Annotated in this window: 14 protein-coding genes; 4 read left to right on the plus strand and 10 right to left on the minus strand. The window is 63.1% G+C overall.

Features of this window, described 5'->3' with window-relative positions; translation table 11 throughout:
* Position 1 precedes the first annotated feature (1 nt).
* From J2X56_RS22030 to J2X56_RS22075, 10 genes are all read right to left on the minus strand, one after another.
* A complete protein-coding gene (locus tag J2X56_RS22030; protein ID WP_252696282.1) occupies positions 2-187 on the minus strand; it encodes a hypothetical protein in 186 nt (61 codons plus the stop codon).
* Positions 184-795 carry a hypothetical protein gene (locus J2X56_RS22035; protein WP_310162640.1) on the minus strand — a complete coding sequence of 204 codons (612 nt, stop codon included), beginning with the start codon at positions 793-795 and terminating at the stop codon, positions 184-186. Before J2X56_RS22035 ends, J2X56_RS22030 begins: the two co-directional genes overlap by 4 nt.
* On the minus strand, positions 792-1,301 hold the full coding sequence (locus J2X56_RS22040) for a hypothetical protein (protein ID WP_134040164.1): 510 nt from the start codon (positions 1,299-1,301) through the stop codon (positions 792-794). Before J2X56_RS22040 ends, J2X56_RS22035 begins: the two co-directional genes overlap by 4 nt.
* A gap of 347 nt (positions 1,302-1,648) precedes the next feature.
* Positions 1,649-3,964, minus strand: a complete 2,316-nt coding sequence (gene parC, locus J2X56_RS22045; protein ID WP_209568355.1) for a DNA topoisomerase IV subunit A — start codon at positions 3,962-3,964, stop codon at positions 1,649-1,651.
* A 33-nt stretch (positions 3,965-3,997) separates the two neighbouring features.
* On the minus strand, positions 3,998-4,894 hold the full coding sequence (locus tag J2X56_RS22050; RefSeq protein WP_310162645.1) for a lytic transglycosylase domain-containing protein: 897 nt from the start codon (positions 4,892-4,894) through the stop codon (positions 3,998-4,000).
* 1 nt (position 4,895) lies between these two features.
* The gene (locus J2X56_RS22055; RefSeq protein ID WP_121039329.1) at positions 4,896-6,884 is read right to left on the minus strand and encodes a DNA topoisomerase IV subunit B; all 1,989 of its coding nucleotides are present in this window, start codon (positions 6,882-6,884) and stop codon (positions 4,896-4,898) included.
* A 247-nt stretch (positions 6,885-7,131) separates the two neighbouring features.
* Positions 7,132-8,484, minus strand: a complete 1,353-nt coding sequence (locus J2X56_RS22060; protein WP_121040345.1) for an amidase — start codon at positions 8,482-8,484, stop codon at positions 7,132-7,134.
* A 109-nt stretch (positions 8,485-8,593) separates the two neighbouring features.
* Positions 8,594-9,271 (minus strand): DUF2848 domain-containing protein, encoded by a 678-nt coding sequence (locus tag J2X56_RS22065; RefSeq protein ID WP_310162650.1) that lies wholly within the window; start codon positions 9,269-9,271, stop codon positions 8,594-8,596.
* 68 nt (positions 9,272-9,339) lie between these two features.
* Positions 9,340-10,653 carry an MFS transporter gene (locus tag J2X56_RS22070; protein ID WP_310162653.1) on the minus strand — a complete coding sequence of 438 codons (1,314 nt, stop codon included), beginning with the start codon at positions 10,651-10,653 and terminating at the stop codon, positions 9,340-9,342.
* Between the two features lie 303 nt (positions 10,654-10,956).
* Complete coding sequence (locus J2X56_RS22075; protein ID WP_039786540.1) at positions 10,957-11,892, minus strand: LysR family transcriptional regulator; 936 nt, start codon at positions 11,890-11,892, stop codon at positions 10,957-10,959.
* A gap of 419 nt (positions 11,893-12,311) precedes the next feature.
* Between J2X56_RS22075 and J2X56_RS22080 the strand changes: the two genes are divergently transcribed.
* From J2X56_RS22080 to gsiB, 4 genes are all read left to right on the plus strand, one after another.
* Positions 12,312-13,289, plus strand: coding sequence for a MurR/RpiR family transcriptional regulator (locus J2X56_RS22080; RefSeq protein WP_121039338.1), 978 nt, complete (start codon positions 12,312-12,314; stop codon positions 13,287-13,289).
* Complete coding sequence (locus J2X56_RS22085; RefSeq protein WP_204725321.1) at positions 13,286-14,272, plus strand: isoaspartyl peptidase/L-asparaginase family protein; 987 nt, start codon at positions 13,286-13,288, stop codon at positions 14,270-14,272. The genes J2X56_RS22080 and J2X56_RS22085 overlap by 4 nt, the downstream gene beginning before the upstream one ends.
* A 25-nt stretch (positions 14,273-14,297) precedes the next feature.
* Positions 14,298-16,151 (plus strand): dipeptide ABC transporter ATP-binding protein, encoded by a 1,854-nt coding sequence (locus tag J2X56_RS22090; protein ID WP_310162664.1) that lies wholly within the window; start codon positions 14,298-14,300, stop codon positions 16,149-16,151.
* Positions 16,152-16,286: 135 nt separating this feature from the next.
* Entirely contained in the window at positions 16,287-17,831 is a 1,545-nt protein-coding gene (gene gsiB, locus J2X56_RS22095; protein ID WP_371925456.1) for a glutathione ABC transporter substrate-binding protein GsiB, read from the plus strand.
* Positions 17,832-17,928: the final 97 nt, after the last annotated feature.

Here is a 17,928-nt window from a genome sequence, read left to right on the forward strand (position 1 = left end):
TTCAAGAGCCGGCATCACCATAGGCTTCGCTGATGGCGCGCAGTGCCAGCAACGCGGCAGGGAGGTCATCCGGACTGTCCAGTGACTCCACAGCGGCCTTCAGGTACTCGATGGCCAGTACAGGGTTCGCGCGCAGTTCGGCGATTTCACGCTCGTGGTGAGAGACCGCAGCCTTGATCTTGTTCATGGTTGACTCACTGATGTCGCCTGTTGCTGGCATAAATCATTTAAATAATATTTCCGGTCATCATTGGCAGGCGCGGGGCCTTGCAGATCTTCGTTCGGGAGTCGCTTGAAAGAGGACCAATGTTTCCGTGGCAGTGATACGAATCCGCTTTGGCACAGGGCTGGAATCACTTGCGGGTTTTCGCCACAACGCAGGTCATTGTTGATGACACAGCGTTCAGCCTCGGCGATGCCCAGTGTGGGGAGTGGGTCCTCTGAAATCACCATGAGGCTGTATTCGATATCCGGGAAAACCTGCTTGCCATGCAGTCTCCAATATTTCTCATGAAGGCTGCAGGCATACATCGCGAGGGCCGGTAGCAGGACGGTGGCTGCCAGTGCCACGGCAACCAGCATGGTATTGGCGACCGTTTGCCGTGTCTTTTTGAGCAGAAGATGGCCGATAAGGGGAAATGTGATGGAACATCCCAGCGCCCACAGCAGCGGGTCGTCCGGGCAACTTTCTCCGCAATTCGTGATGAAGGCGGTATTGAGCGCTCCCGCTGCAGTTCCGCCTGCAATGCCCACGAGGCTTAGAAATGGAAGCGCAAAGCAACTCTTCATTTTCAAAGCGCGTCTCTTAAAGCCTTACAGCGCGGCGAGGCAGTGTCGACGTCGCAAGTCAGGTTGGCATACTCTGATTCAGCTCTCTCGCCGGCGCACTCCTTGATATCAGTCCATTCGTGAAAATAATCCTCGGCCCTGCCGCCCGGGAAATTTGCTTTGGTGCCATCCGCAGACCAATAGAAGACGTCGGCTCCCATGGCCACCGCCACCAGCGAGTTGGCTTCCAGACCGGGGACGATTTGAGTGGTGGAGTCCCGGATGATCTTGCCTGTACGCAGATCGGTAATCGTATAAAACGCATCCCCGGACGCCAGAAGGAACCAGCGATATGGGTCAGTCCAGTACCAGCGCTCGCCTCCCCGGAAATTGTATTCAGTCAGAGCACACGTGCCTGCAGGATTAAGGGCGATGGAGATAGGTGGATAGTGTGGGCGTATCAGTGTGCTGTATTTGCGCAGGGTGCCGTAGGAGAGCAACAGCACTATGGCCGCTGCAAGGAGATAGTTCATCGGACGTGCCATTACGCCTCACTCATCTGAGGTCGGTGGGCCGCAAATGTATGGACGCGGTGGGGAAAGATGTAGCGTAATCGAGCCACGAGGCTCTTGGATTTGTCCGGGATTCTGTCTTTCACTGGGATGTTTCTCATCTTGCACGCTCCTCACTTTCAACAATGAGCGCGCATTCTCCCCAGCAGGCGTTGGCTCTTCCACGCCAACACCCAAAACTCCACCCCGCATTCGAAATGCTTCGACCACCCCTTGCCCACGAAGCAATCAGTTGTGCAAGCCATCAAAAAAATCGCCCCCTGCCAAACTGCGCAGGGGGCGACTTCACCGCAAAAAGAAACCGGGTATCAACCCTGCGAACGCAACCCCGTCGCCTTGATGCGCGATTCCAGCACGCGGCCCTTGCGTGCGCGCTTGCCCACGTGCGCCAGCAGCTTCTCGCCGCTCAAGGCAATCTCCTTGGGCTTGCTCATGTTGCCGGTGCCATGGACCACGACACCCTTCTGGCTGATGGCCTGGGCGGCGACCAGCTTCTCGTTCTTTTCCAGTTCCATCAGATTCACGCCACGGCCACCGGAAGACAGCGTCTTCATCTCATCGAGGCCAAACACCAGCAGGCGGCCATTGGCTGAGACGCAGGCGACGGCGCTGGCATCGGCCGCCACCGGCGTCGGTGCCAGCGGCAGCGCACCTTCATCGAGCGTGAAGAAGCTCTTGCCGCCCTTGACGCGGCCAAACATGTCGGACGCCTTGGCAATGAAACCAGCTGCCGCATCAGAGGCCAGCAACAGCGTGGTATCGGCCGGACCGGCAAAGTAATGCTGGATGCTGCTGCCGCTGGCCAGTTCGATCAGCGTGGTCACAGGCACACCATCGCCGCGCGCGTTGGGCAGCGCGTTCACCGCAATCGTGTAGACCCGGCCGTTGGAGCCGAAGGCCAGCAGGTTGTCCACGGTGCGGCATTCAAACGCGCCATACAGGCTGTCACCGGCCTTGAAGGTGAACTGCGTCGCATCGTGGCCATGGCCGGTGCGCGCGCGCACCCAGCCCTTCTGCGAAATGATCACCGTCACCGGCTCATCGATCACCTTCTGCTCGAAGGTGGCGCGCTCGGCTTCTTCGATGATGGTGCGGCGGGCATCGCCGTAGGTCTTGGCGTCGCCTTCGATTTCCTTGATGACCAGACGCTTCATCGAGGACGGATTGTCCAGCAGGTCCTGCAGCGTGGTCTTCTCGTTGCGCAGTTCGGCCAGCTCCTGCTGGATCTTGATGGCTTCCAGTCGCGCCAACTGGCGCAGGCGGATTTCCAGGATGTCTTCGGCCTGGCGGTCGGAGAGCTTGAAGGCGTCCATCAGGGCCGGCTTCGGTTCGTCCGATTCGCGGATGATCTTGATGACCTTGTCGATGTTCAACAGCACCGCTTCCCGGCCTTCCAAGATGTGGATGCGGTCGTTGACCTTCTGCATGCGGAACTGCGTGCGGCGCGTCACCGTCTCGAAGCGGAAGCTGATCCACTCGGTGAGGATGTCGGTCAGGTTCTTCTGGCGCGGACGGCCATCGCCGCCGATCATCACCAGGTTCAGCGAGGCACTGGTCTCCAGCGAGGTCTGCGCCAGCAGCGTGTTCATGAACTCGGTCTGGTCCTGGTTCTTGGACTTGGGCTCGAACACCAGGCGCACCGGCGCTTCGCGGCCGGACTCGTCGCGCACCGCATCGAGCAGGCCCAGGATGGCCGCTTTCTGCGCCTGCTGTTCAGGCGTCAGTGACTTCTTGCCCAGCTTCAGCTTGGGGTTGGTCAGTTCTTCGATTTCTTCCAGCACGCGCTGCGAGGAAACACCCGGCGGCAGTTCGGTGATGACCGCCTGCCACTGGCCGCGCGCCAGGTCTTCGATCTTCCAGCGCGCACGCACCTTCAGGCTGCCACGGCCGCTCTGGTACATCTCGGCGATGGTCGACTTGGGCGTGATGATCTGGCCGCCACCGGGGAAGTCCGGTCCGGGGATCAGTTCCATCAGCTCGGCGTGCGTGATCTTGGGATTGCGGATCATCGCCACGGCGGCCTTGGCCACTTCGGTCAGGTTGTGCGAGGGGATTTCAGTGGCCATGCCCACGGCAATGCCGGAGGCACCGTTCAACAGCAGGAAGGGCAGGCGCGCCGGCAGGAGGCGGGGCTCTTCGGTGGAGCCATCGTAGTTGGGCTGGAAGTCCACCGTGCCCATGTCGATTTCATCGAGCAGCAGTTTGCTGATGGGGGTCAGACGGGCTTCGGTATAGCGCATCGCCGCTGCGCCATCGCCATCGCGCGAACCGAAGTTGCCGTGGCCGTCGATGAGGGGATAGCGCAGCGAGAAATCCTGCGCCATGCGCACCAGCGCGTCATACACCGACTGGTCGCCGTGCGGGTGCAGCTTGCCCAGCACGTCGCCGACCACGGCGGCGGACTTGCGCGGCTTGGCCGCCGAGTTCAGCGACAGTTCGTTCATCGCGTAGAGGATGCGGCGCTGTACCGGCTTCTGGCCGTCGGCGACATCAGGCAGGGCGCGGCCCTTGACCACCGAGATCGCGTAATCGAGATAGGCGCGTTCGGCGAAGGTGGACAGCGTCAGCGATTCGCCATCGGGCGCAGCCGGGGCTTGGTCAAACAGGGTCGGTTGATCGGTCATGGAGCTTGTCTTGTTGTGTTCGTATTGACTGGGTTAATCGTTGATGGCGGGCTCGCGCGGGGGCAGCGTCACCTTCAGGCGCGCATTGCCGCTGGCATTGGCGTTGCCGCGCTCGCCTGCGGCCAGGCGCAGCGCGCCGGCGGGCCGATACAGTTCATAGAACCGCGACACCAGCCGCACATAGCCCTGGGTCTCGGGATAGGGCGGGATCTTGTTGCCATACTTCTGCACCGCGCCTTCCCCGGCGTTGTAGGAGGCAATGGCCAGTTCCACGTGCTGCGGGAACATCGCCATCAGATCGCGCAGGTAGCGCGCGGCCAGGCGGATGTTGATTTTCGGATCGGTCAGCTTCTGGTGCAGCGTCTTGCGACGATCCCCCTGCAGGCCGTAGCGCTCGGCAGTGTCGGGCAGGATCTGCATCAGGCCTACCGCGCCCTTGCTGGAGACGGCCGTGGCATTGAAACCGGATTCGGCCGTCATCACCGCCTTCAGCAACGCCGCATCCAGACCGAATTCGCCGGCCGCTTCGGTGAGCAGGTCGTCGTACTTGCGCGCATCGCGATGAGACAGCATGGTCCGCACGAAAGGCGGATCGGCCGGGGTCACCGCTTCCTTGCTGCCGGGATGGTTGAGCAGCGATGCACTGCTGGCCATGAGCTTGTCCGGGTCGTCCAGGGTCTGGGCATAGAAGTGCACCGCGCCATCGGCATCGGTGTACCGGTACACAATGGTCTTGGGCTTCTTTGCGGCGGCAGCCGTACCGGTACTGTCCCGGCCACTGTCCGCTGCTTCCACCCGCATGTGCTGTACACCATCGGCATCGGTGTACCGGACCACTTGCTGCGACTGTACCGGTCCGGCACAGAACAGCGCCGCCGCACCCAAAAGGGAGGCGAGAGCGCTGGTGTGCAGGAACGCGGGGCGGCGCATGTCAGATGTCCGCTTCGGCTTCGTTGCCGTGCTCTTCGATCCAGGCGCGGCGGGACGCCGCTTCGCCCTTGCCCATGAGCATGTTGAAACGCTCTTCGGAGGTCTGCACGCCAGGCTCGCCGAAGCTGATCGGCAGCAGGCGGCGCGTGTCCGGGTTCATGGTGGTTTCCCACAGCTGCTCGGCATTCATCTCGCCCAGGCCTTTGAAGCGGGAAATGCTCCAGGCACCTTCCTTCAGGCCATCCTTGCGCAGCTTGTCTTCGATGGCTTCAAGTTCGCCATCGTCCAGCGCATAGAGCTTCTGCACCGGCTTCTTGCCGCGTGCCGGGGCATCCACGCGATAGAGCGGCGGGCGCGCCACGCAGATGTGGCCGTTCTCGATCAGCTTGGGGAAGTGACGGAAGAACAGCGTCAGCAGCAATACCTGGATGTGCGAGCCGTCCACGTCCGCGTCCGAGAGGATGCAGATCTTGCCGTAGCGCAGGCCGGAGAGATCGGGCGTGTCGTTGATGCCATGCGGATCGACGCCGATGGCCACCGCGATATCGTGGATTTCATTGTTGGCGAAGAGGCGGTCGCGCTCGGTTTCCCAGGCGTTCAGGACCTTGCCGCGCAAGGGCAGGATGGCCTGGAATTCCTTGTCGCGGCCCATCTTGGCGGAGCCGCCGGCGGAGTCGCCCTCCACCAGGAAAATTTCATTGCGCGTCACATCCGAGGATTCGCAATCGGTCAGCTTGCCCGGCAGCACGGCCACGCCTGAAGATTTCTTCTTTTCGACCTTTTGCGCCGAGCGCAGGCGGCTCTGGGCCTGCTTGATGACCAGCTCGGCCAGCTTCTTGCCGTATTCCACGTGCTGGTTCAGCCACAGCTCCAGTGCCGGACGCGAGTAACCGGCGACCAGTCGCACGGCATCGCGCGAGTTCAGGCGTTCCTTGATCTGGCCCTGGAATTGCGGGTCCAGCACCTTGGCCGAGAGCACGAAGGAGACGCGCGCAAACACGTCCTCGGCCAGGAGTTTGACGCCCTTGGGCAGCAGCGAATGCATTTCCGCAAAACTCTTGACGGCCGAGAACAGGCCTTCGCGCAGGCCCGATTCGTGGGTGCCGCCGTTGGAGGTGGGGATCAGGTTGACGTAGGATTCGCGCACCACGGCACCTTCTTCGGTCCAGGCCACCACCCAGGATGCGCCTTCGCCCTCGGCGAAGCCTTCGGCATCCTTGCCGGCGAACTGTTCGCCTTCGAACAGCGGGATCAATGTTTCGCCGCTGCCGGTCTGCGCCAGTTGCTCCATCAGGTAGCCGCGCAGGCCTTGATCGTACTGCCAGTTCTGGGTGTCGCCGGTTTTGGCGTTGATCAGCGTGACCTTCACGCCCGGCAGCAGCACCGCCTTGGAACGCAGCAGGCGCTGCAGCTCGCCCAGCGGAATGGTGGCCGAGTCGAAATACTTGGCGTCCGGCCAGACGGTCACGCGGGTGCCGGACTTCTTGTCCTCGCGGGTGGCGGGGCGCGACTGCAGTTTCTCGATGACGTCGCCGCCCGAGAAGGCCAGCGTGTGCACGCCGCCTTCGCGCCAGACCGTGATTTCCAGGCGCGTGGCCAGCGCATTGGTGACCGAGACGCCCACGCCGTGCAGGCCGCCTGAGAAGGCATAGGCACCGCCGGAACCCTTGTCGAACTTGCCGCCTGCATGCAGGCGGGTGAAGACGATCTCGACGGTGGGGACCTTTTCTTCCGGGTGCAGGCCGACCGGGATGCCGCGGCCATCGTCCTCCACGCTGACGCTGCCGTCGGCGTTGATGGTGACGATGATGCTCTTGCCGTAGCCGCCCAGCGCTTCGTCGGAGGCGTTGTCGATCACTTCCTGGAGGATGTGCAGCGGATTCTCGGTGCGCGTGTACATGCCCGGACGCTGCTTGACCGGCTCCAGTCCCTTGAGGACACGGATCGATGATTCACTGTAATCGGACGGGGTTGTTTTTTTGGTTGCCATGCAGATGAGTGGTCGTGGCTGATGCCGGAGGGTTGTTGTCTGTTCGTCCAGCGCAGCGGCCCGCCAAGGGGCCATCTTGCGCTGCAAAAGCGCATTCTAATGAAAATTCCGTGGATTCGGCGTCTGGCAAGGCGGAATGTTCCCTACCGGGAAGGACTTGTCGGTAACAGCATGTAAATGCGGCTAAAAGCGCGCACAAAAAAGGCTTGCGCGCACGCAAGCCTTGTCACGGGAGCAAATCTCCGGATCAGGCGGCCAGCAGTCCTTCCACCGCCAGGGCGATCGCCAACAGGCGCTTGTCCTCGCCGCCGGCTGCAGCCAGCGATAGCCCGACCGGGGCAGTGCCGGGCGCATGGCAGGGCAGGGAGACGGCGCAGCCATCGAGGAAGTTGATCAGCGTCGGGTTGCGCAGGATCTTGCCGTTGGCGGCGTAATAGGCATCGTCGCTGGCTTGCAGCTCGGCAATACGCGGCGCGACGATGGGTACGGTCGGCATCACCAGCGCATCGTAACCGGCCAGTTGCGCCTGCACTTCGGCGATCCAGCGCGGGCGGGCGTGCAGCACGTCGAGCAGGTCGGCGGCGCTCATGTCCTTGCCGCGCAGGATGCGCGAAACCACGCGCTGGTCATAGCCGGCGGCGTTCTCGGCGATCAGGGTGCGGTGCCAGGCGTAGGCTTCGGCAGCGGTGAAGCCGCCCTTCGCGTTGATGGCGGCCAGGGCGTTGAAGGCCGGCACCTCAGCTTCGACGATGACGGCCCCGGAGGCGCGGAGTTTGTCCAGCGCGGCGCGATAGGCCTTGCCGACGGTCTCGTCCATGGCGTCCAGCACCACATTGGTCGGGGCCAGCAGGCGCAGGCCGCGCAGCGGGTGGGCGACTACGGACACATAGGCTTCACCGGCCAGTACAGCGTCCATGATGGCGCAGCACTCTACCGATACAGCCAGCGGGCCAATCGAGTCCAGGTAAGCGGACAGTGGCAGTACACCTTGCATGGACACCCGCGAGGCCGTGGGCTTGAATCCGGTCAGGCCGTTCAGTGCCGAGGGGATGCGCACGGAACCGCCGGTATCGGACCCGACCGCCGCAAAGGCCATGCCATCGGTGACCGAGATGGCCGCGCCGGAAGAAGAACCACCGGGAATGCGGCCGCCCTCGAGGTTGCGCTCCCAGGTGTTCTGCGGCGTACCGTAATGCGGATTGATGCCAAGACCCGAGTAGGCGAACTCGGTCATGTTGGTCTTGCCGATGACGATGGCACCGGCCTTCATCAGGTTCTGTACCACGGCCGCATGTGCGGTAGCAGCGGGCTTGCCGCGCAGGACCACGGAACCGGCCAGGGTGGTTTCGCCGGCCACGTCAAACAGATCCTTGACCGAGACCGGTACACCTTCCAGCGGCGACCGGCACAGTTTGGCCGCGCGCAGGGTATCGGAAGCGCGGGCAGCGGCGCGCGCCTGATCGGCGTAGACGCTGGTGAAGACGCGCGCGCCTTCGCCCGCCGGATCGGCGATGCGGGCCAGGGCTTGTTCGGTCAGTTGCAGGGAAGTGATGCGGCCGGCATCGAGGTCGGCGGCCAGTTGGGAGAGTGTGCTCGGCATGATGAGGGAGTCGGTGTGATCGGTGACAAATTCGCAGATGCGCAAGTATCGCATTGCCTGGCGCATCCAACAAAGGCGCATGGGCGGCCCCTTGGGCCGCCCCGGAAATTCAGGCCACCTCGGCCAGCGACTCGGCCACGTAATGGTGGCGCAGGGCGCGTTGGCGGCGCGGGTCGAACAGTTCCATCGTGAAGGAGGCGGCCGGACGGATGCCGCCGATGGCTCCCACGGTGCCGCAGGTCATGCCGCAGCCCTCGGGCAGGGTGGCGCCGCCTTGCGTGAAGCGCGCGATCAGGTCGCCGGGCGTACGCAGCGAGGCCAGCGTGCCTTCCTGGTAGAGCTTGGTTGCGCCGTCTTCCTCGATCCAGGAGCGGATCACCAGTTCATCCCAGTACTCGGCCACTTCCGAGAGCTTCCACGCGCTGTTGCCCACGGGCTTCACGCACGCCTGCTTGGAGAAGGCCACGCTGTGCGCTTCCAGCTTGCGGTCGGTGTGGTCGGAGGCAATCGAGACATACAGCTCGCCACCGCTGTTGAAGACGAAGGTCTCCACTTCACCGGACGACGCCTCGCCCAGCACCTGCACCTGCGCGGCTTGCGAGAGCTGGTTGGCCGAGACGCGGTAGAACAGCGGCACCGCGCTGGGACGCGAGATGCCCAGGGCTTCCAGTTCTTCGATGTGATGCTCGATGGCCGCCATGTCGCGGCCGGCCCAGCCGGCGATGACCAGGGTGTCGATGTCGGCGTGGAGGGGGGATTGGTCGGGGAGGGTAAAGGTCAGCTTCATGAGTTTCTGTTCCTACAGGGTGATTCAGGAGAGGCTGGCCGGGGAGACGGCCAGCCTGGGGAGAGAGATCAGTGCTTCTTGACGAACACCACCACCAGGAAGCTGGCGAGGAATTCGAGGGCAGCCACGAAATACAGGCCGGAGGAGAGCGACCCGGTGCTGGTCTTCAATGCGCCGATCATGTAAGGGGCGACGAAGCCGGCCAGGTTGCCGATGGAGTTGATGAGAGCGATGCCGCCAGCGGCTGCCGTGCCGGCCAGGAAGGCGCCGGGAATCGACCAGAACACCGGGAAGGCCGCCAGGATGCCGATGGCCGCCAGCGTCAGCGAGCACAGGGCCAGCGTCGCATTGCCCAGCGTCATGCCGGTGGCGATCAAGCCGATACAGGCGATGAGCGTGGCGATGGCGCTGTGCAGGCGGCGCTCGCCGTTCTTGTCGGAGTGGAAGCCGTTCCACACCATGGCCAGCGTGCCGGCCACGAAGGGGATGGCCGAGATCAGGCCGATCTGCAGGTTACCCTTGACGCCGATTTCCTTGATGATGGACGGTGCCCAGAAAGCGATGGTGGCATTGCCGCTGACCACGCAGAAATACACGGCGGCGCAGATCCAGACGCGGTAGTTGGCACAGGCATCCTTGAAGGAGAAATGCTTGCCCGGTGCGCTGTTCTCGGCGGCCAGCACTTGCGTGACGGCGGTTTTTTCAGTATCGCTCAGCCATTTGGCGTTGGCCGGTTTTTCCGGCAGCCAGGCCAGCACCGCGAAGCCCGCCAGGATGGATGGGATGCCCTCGATGATGAAGAGCCATTGCCAGTTGGCCAGATGGCCCACGCCTTCCATGCCGCTCATGATGAGCCCGGCAATCGGGCCGCCTACTGCACCGGCGATGGCAAAGGAGGTCATGAAGAGGCCATTGACGCGGGCACGGCGCTTGGCCGGGAACCAGTAGGTGAGATACAGCACCACACCGGGGAAGAAGCCCGCTTCAAAGATGCCCAGCAGGAAACGCAGCACATAGAAACTGGTCGGCGTGGTGACGTAGGCCATGGCCATCGAGGCCAGGCCCCAGAGGATGGTGATGCGCGCCAGCGTCTTGCGGGCGCCGATCTTTTCCAGCAGCAGGTTGCTCGGCACTTCGAAGAGGAAATAGCCGATGAAGAAAATGCCCGCGCCCAGGCCATACACCGCCTCCGAGAACTGCAGGTCCTGCAGCATCTGCAGCTTGGCGAAGCCGACGTTGACGCGATCAATCCAGGCCAGCACGAACAGGAAGACCAGGAAGGGAATCAGGCGCCAGGCGATCTTGCCGTAGGTCGCCTCGAGGCTGGCACTGCTGCTGGCCGGGGGCACCGCGGTGGCCGCAGCGGATGGGGAATACGACATGGAAAACCTCCTCAAGTGTGACCGGCGTCCGTGTGACGGCGCCGTGTTGTGTTCTGCATGGATGGGATGGGAGCGGCGGCAAGCACTGCAGGGCCGGGCATGTTCCGGTGCCAGCCCGAAGGCGCCGGTCTGAATTCAGTATGGGGATGCAGGGCGGGCGCTGTCCAACAAGAAAATCTGAACGGCCTTGATTGAAAAATCTTATGAGCAAAAGCAGGGCGCTGTTTGCGTCAGGATGGTGCTGTTCATGCGTGCCCGCGCATCGGCGCGCCGGGCAGCGTGCAGGCGGGAGGGCGGGCGATCTCAGCCGAGCGGGGCGGGCAGCCGCGCAATCTCCTGGCCCCAATTGAGTGCGAAGTCGGACGCCGTTTCCTGCGCGATGCGCGCCACGGTTTCGGTCAGCGGATTCTCATGGTCCGAGCGGAAGCAGGCGATCAGTGCCAGTGCCGGGAACTCGGTATCCACGCGCAGCAGGTGCAGGCTCTCTTCGTTGAGTTCGCGCTGGATGATGGCCGGCGGCACGGCCGTGATGCCGAATCCATCGGTGGCCAGGCGGATCATGGTGGCCACCGAGGCGATACAGTTGATGTGCAATGTGCGCTCACCCCGCTCGCTGCCCGAGAACAAGCGCTCGATGACTGCATGCGGCCCCGAATTGCGGGCGAAGCTGATGATGGGGAAGGCCGCCAGGTCCGCCAGCGACAGCGTCTCGCTGCCGATGTCGAGCTTGGGGCTGCCGACCCAGCGCATGGGGAATTCGCACAGCGCGATGTTGCTGACCTGCGGCCCGATCACCGGTTCGGCCTGCAGCACCAGGTCCAGGTTGCTCTTGCTGAACTGTTCGTGCAGGTGGATGGTGGTGTCGCTGACGATCTCGATCTGCAGGCGCGGAAAGGCCTTGTGAAGGCGTCCGAGAAAATCCGGAAACCAGCTGTGCACGATGGATTCGATCACGCCAATGCGAATGACGCCGGCAAACACTTCGCGGTCGGACATGTCGTCCTTCATCTCGCGCATGAGCTTGACCATGCGCTCGGCATACACCAGCGCCTTGCTGCCATCGGCGGTCAGCGCCACCTCGCGCGCGCTGCGGTCGAACAGGCGCACGCCGAAATCCTGTTCCAGTGAGGCGATGCGGCTGGAGACGGCGGCCTGCGTGGTGTGCAGCCGCTCGGCCGTGAGCCGGAAATTGCGCAGCCGGGCCAGCCAGACGAAGGTTTCAAGGAAGCGGATATTCATGAGCGGGCAGGGCGGAGTGAAGGGGCGTATTTTATCGCCTTCAGGTCGTGATCCAGGCCGTCATTTTTGGTGCACTGCGCAATGAATCTTCGTTCATCTGGCGCACATCTGGTGCATTTCATGTTGGCAATCGCGTGCTTCTGGTGCGTTATAAGGATATTCGGTTTTTGAAAGTATTTTTTCTTTACTCGCCGCGAAAATGAAAATATATTTACATTTTTTTCGGCGGGACTGATGCAAATGACAAGTCCTGCGCGATGATAAATACGCCCGGATCAGCGGGCGCAACAGCACAAGAACATTGCAAGAACAGTGGTGGCAGGGCGCTCTGCAAATGAAATAAATGATTTAAACGATTTATTTTTTTTTGCGTTTTTTTGCAGAGGGCAGTGAATTCAATGACGACGGGGTAGCGGGCGGTGACACAACAGCCGAAGAACATCAGTTTGCAGGGAGCCGGTGCGGTAGCACAGGCCGTGGGCAAGCTGTATCCGCAATTGTCCAAGTCGCACCGCAAGACGGCGGACTACGTGCTGGGCAACCCCTTCCGCGCCGCCACCATGACCATCGACGAACTCTCGGAAGCCGCCGGCATCTCGGTGGCCACCGCCAATCGCTTCGCCCATGCGCTGGGCTTCGACGGTTATGCCTCGTTCCGTGCTGCGCTGGTCTCGGATTTCGCGACCACCCTGGCCCCCGTGGAAAAGCTGCGCGAGCAGGTGCAGCGCACCGCCACCAGCGCCGAGATCATGGCCGCCGCCTTTGACAGCGACATTGCCAACATCGAGGCGACGCGCCGCATGCTCACGCCGGAACACTGCGAGCAGGCGGTCGACATGATCCTCTCGGCGCAGCGCATCTTCATCACCGGCTTTGGCGCCTCGGCCTATCTCTCCGGCCTGATGGCCCATACGCTGGAGCCCTATGTGCGCACCGTCAGTTCGGTGGCCATGGCAGGCGGACCCTCGCAGGCGGCGCGCCAGTTTTTCAAGCTCGACAGCGATGACCTGGTGATTGCGATGGTTTTCCCGCGCTATGCGGCTGACACCGTCTGGCTCACCCAGCGTGCGGTGGAGAAGGGCGCACGCGTGATCGCACTCACCGACACGCCCGGCTCGCCGCTGGTGCCGCTGGCCGATGTCGCCTTGTATGCCCAGACCGACGGCCGCCTGGCGCCCACTTCCGATGCGGCCGCACTGATCCTGATCCAGGCCCTGTGCGATGCCGTGGCGCATCGCGCACGCCGCTCGGTGCAGGCCGCCACGCAAATGGCTGAATTCGTGCTGCCGTGGCTGTACCTGGCCCAGCAGCAACAGCGCGCCGGCACCACGCCGGTCGGCAAGCCCGCGCGGGCGGCCGCCAAGCGCGCCCCAACCAAAGGAAAGACCAACGCATGACCACTCCGGTAATTGCCATCCACGGCGGCGCAGGCACCATCACGCGCGCTTCACTTTCGGCCGAGGACGAGGCCCGCTATCACCAGGCGCTGTCCGACATCGTCGCCGCCGCCCAGGCCGTGCTCAATGCCGGCGGTTCGGCACTGGAAGCCGTCACCGAAGCCGTGCGCCTGCTGGAAGACTGCCCGCTCTTCAATGCCGGCCATGGTGCCGTCTACACCAGCGAAGGCAAGCATGAGCTGGACGCCTGTGTCATGAATGGGGCCGATCTCGCCTCCGGTGCGGTGGCCTGCGTGACCAAGCTGCGCAACCCTATCCTGGCCGCACGCACGGTGATGGAAAAGAGCGAACACGTGCTGCTGGTCGGTCCTGCCGCCGAAGCCTTTGCGGCGCGCCATGGTGCGGTCACGGTCGAGCCCGATTATTTCCATACCGATGCCCGCCACGAACAATGGCAGCGCGTGCGCGGCCAGTCGCGCGCGATGCTGGACCACGATGCCTCCTCCTTCGCCTTCGCAGAAAAAGCTGCCGAGCCCAAGGAACCCATCGATCCGGACAACAAGTTCGGCACCGTCGGTGCCGTCGCACTGGACCAGTTCGGCAACCTCGCTGCGGCCACCTCGACCGGCGGCATCACCAACAAGCAGCCTGGCCGCGTAGGCGATTCGCCCATCATCGGCGCCGGCTGCTATGCCAACAACGCCACCGTGGCCGTGTCGGCCACCGGCACCGGCGAAGCTTTCATGCGCACCGCCGCCTGCTACGACATCGGCGCACGCATGGCCTATGCCGGCCAGTCGCTGGAAGAAGCCAGCCGCGCCGTGGTCTTCGAGACCCTGCCCAAGGTGGGCGGACGCGGTGGCGTCATCGCCATTGACTGCCACGGCAACCTGGCCTTGCCCTTCAATACCGAAGGCATGTATCGCGCCTGGGGCTGTGGCGAACTGGCCCCGGTCACCGCCATTTACGCAGCACCGGCCTGAAGCGGCCGAGCAGGAGAGAATCAAGATGCAACAGTCCCAACGCGTGCTGGATGTCCGTCAGCTCAATGTCCGCTTTGCCACCTCCGAACGGACGGTCGATGCGGTGCGCGACCTGTCCTTCCACGTCAACCAGGGCGAGACCCTGGCCATCGTCGGTGAATCGGGCTCGGGCAAGTCGGTGTCGTCGCTTGCCATCATGCGCCTGATCGAACACGGCGGTGGCAAGATCGCCAGCGGCAGCATGCAGTTCCTGCGCCGCAGCGGCCAGTCGCTGGACCTGGCGCAGGCTGACAACGCCACCATGCGCAGCATCCGGGGCGCGGAGATCGCCATGATCTTCCAGGAACCGATGACCTCGCTCAATCCGGTCTTCACCGTCGGCGAGCAGATTGCCGAATCGATCCGCCTGCACCAGGGCATGAGCCACGCCGCCGCCCAGGCCGAGGCGCTGCGCATGCTGGAGATGGTGCGCATTCCTGAAGCGAAGCGCGTACTGGGCCGCCATCCGCACCAGCTTTCCGGCGGCATGCGCCAGCGCGTGATGATCGCCATGGCCTTGTCCTGCAAGCCCTCGCTGCTCATTGCCGACGAACCGACTACGGCACTGGATGTGACCATCCAGGCCCAGATCCTGCAACTGATCCGCTCGCTGCAGCAGGAGATGCAGATGGGCGTGATCTTCATCACCCACGACATGGGCGTGGTGGCCGAAGTGGCCGACCGCGTGGTGGTGATGTGCCGGGGCGAGAAGGTCGAAGAGAACGAAGTCAAGCAACTCTTTGCCGCGCCCGCGCATCCTTATACGCAATCCCTGCTGGCGGCCGTGCCTCGCCTGGGCTCCATGCGCGGCACCGACAAGCCGCTGCGCTTCGGCATCGCGCCGCAGGCCGAGGTGCGTCCCGACCTGATCGCCAGCGAACTGCAGGCGCAGGCGGAGATTGCCGCGCAGCGCCAGCCCATCCTCAAGGTGCGCGACCTGACGACACGCTTCGACGTGAAGAGCGGCATCTTCGGCCGCGTCAAGCAGCGCGTGCATGCGGTCGAGAAGGTGAGCTTCGATCTCTATTCCGGCGAGACCCTGGCCATCGTCGGCGAATCCGGCTGCGGCAAGTCCACCACCGGCCGCTCGCTGCTGCGCCTGGTCGACATCGCCGGCGGCAAGGTCGAGTTCGGCGGCCGCGACCTGGCGCAACTGCCGCGTTCGGAATTGCGCGAGCTGCGCCGCGACATCCAGTTCATCTTCCAGGATCCCTTCGCTTCGCTCGATCCGCGCATGACCGTGGGCTACTCCATCATGGAGCCGATGCTGGTGCACGGCCTGAAGGAGGGCGCGCAGGAGCGCGTGGATGCACTGCTGACCCGCGTGGGCCTGACGCCCGAGCATGGCCAGCGCTATCCGCATGAATTTTCCGGTGGCCAGCGCCAGCGCATCTGCATCGCCCGCGCGCTGGCGTTGAATCCCAAGATCGTCATCGCCGATGAATCGGTGTCCGCGCTGGACGTGTCGATCCAGGCCCAGATCGTCAACCTGATGCTGGATTTGCAGGCCGAGCTGGGCATCTCCTTCATCTTCATCTCGCACGACATGGCGGTGGTGGAGCGCATCAGCCATCGGGTGGCGGTGATGTACCTGGGCCAGATCGTGGAGATCGGACCGCGCCGCGCCATCTTCGAAAATCCCCAGCACCCGTACACGCGCAAGCTGATGGCGGCCGTTCCGGTGGCCGATCCGACCCTGCGCCAGCCGGGCAAGAAACTGATGACCGATGAAATTCCCAGCCCGATCCGGCTGGTGGGCGATGAGCCCAAGGTGGAGCCGCTGCGGGAAGTGGCTCCGGGGCACTTCGTGGCCCAGCACCGTATTGCCGGCGCTTTTTGAGCGCAGGCGTGATGTTCCCCAGTCGTATCTGTAATTTGGTAAATGCAGTCAGCGCAGTAATCTCAATCAAGCTGTAACCACTCAAGCGTCACTGATCAGGAGAGACCAATGTCCGCATCCGCAAAAAACAAAGCAATGAGCGCCGCCAAATGGCTGGCCCTGGGTACCCTGGGCGCCGCCCTGCAGTTCGGCGCAGCCAATGCCTTCGCCGCCAAGACTGCTACCGTGGCCGTAGCGTCGACCTTCACCACGATGGACCCGTATGACGCCAACGATACGCTGTCGCTGTCGGTGATGAAGTCCTTCTACCAGGGCCTCTATGGCTTCGACAAGGACATGAAGCTGATCCCGGTGCTGGCCGAAGGCTACCTGGTGAGCAAGGATGGTTTGGAATACACCATTCGCCTCAAGCAAGGCGTGAAGTTCCATGACGGTACCGTCTTCAAGGCCGACGCCGTCAAGGCCGTCTTCGACCGCGTGACCAACCCGGACAACAAGTTGAAGCGCTACAACCTCTTCAACCGCATCGCCAAGACCGAAGTGCTCAACGACTACACCGTCAAGGTCGTGCTGAAGGAACCGTTCTCGGCCTTCATCAACGTGCTGGCGCACCCGTCGGCCGCGATGATCTCCCCGGCTGCGCTGAAGCAGTACGGCAACAAGGACATCGCCTTCCACCCGGTCGGTACCGGTCCCTTCAAGTTCGTGGAATGGAAGCAGACCGACTACGTGAAGGTGGCCAAGTTCGACGGTTACTGGAAGCAGGGCTACCCCAAGGTCGACGAGATCCTGTGGAAGCCGGTGGTGGACAACAACTCGCGCTCGGCCATGCTGCAGACCGGCGAAGCCCAGTTCACCTATCCGCTGCCCTACGAACAGGCTGACCTGCTCAAGAGCAAAGGCAACCTGGACGTGATCGCCGGTCCCTCCATCATCCAGCGCTACATGTCGATGAACGTCAAGCAGAAGCCGTTCGACAACCCGAAGGTGCGCGAAGCGATCAACTACGCCATCAACAAGGATGCCCTGGCCAAGGTCGCGTTCAATGGCTATGCCACCCCGATGGATGGCGTGCTGCCGCAGGGCGTGGATTACGCCTTCAAGACCGGCCCGTGGCCCTATGACGTGAAGAAGGCCAAGGCCCTGCTGGCCGAAGCCGGATATCCGAACGGCTTCGAGACCGAACTGTGGTCGGCCTACACCCATACCACCGCCATGAAGGTGATCCAGTTCCTGCAGCAGCAGCTGGCGCAAGTGGGCATCAAGGCCAAGATCCAGGCCCTGGAAGCCGGCCAGCGCGTGGAGCGTGTGGAAAGCTGGCAGGATCCCGCCACTGCCCCGATCCGCCTGTTCTACGTGGGCTGGTCGTCCTCGACCGGTGAAGCCGACTGGGGCCTGCGTCCGCTGCTGGCATCGGAATCCTTCCCGCCGCGTCTGTTCAACACCGCTTACTACAAGAGCGACAAGGTCGATGCCGACATCGCCAAGGCCCTGACCGTCTCCGACCGCAAGGAAAAGGAAGCGCTGTACAAGGACGCGCAGCAGGAAGTCTGGAAGGATGCACCGTGGGCCTTCCTGGTCACCGAAAAGCTGCTGTATGCCCGTGCCAAGAACCTCAAGGGCATCTACATCATGCCGGACCAGGCTTACGAATTTGAGAACATCGAGTTCACCAAGTAAGCAGGCGCCGTGTTTTCGGCCCTTGCGGGCCGATGCAAAAATGCAGTGCTGTGAGACCGCGTCATGCAGTTTTGCAGCACTGGGCAGGTTCTCTGCA

Origin of the sequence: Herbaspirillum sp. 1173 (genome assembly GCF_031455335.1) — a bacterium.
Lineage (GTDB): Bacteria > Pseudomonadota > Gammaproteobacteria > Burkholderiales > Burkholderiaceae_D > Herbaspirillum > Herbaspirillum huttiense.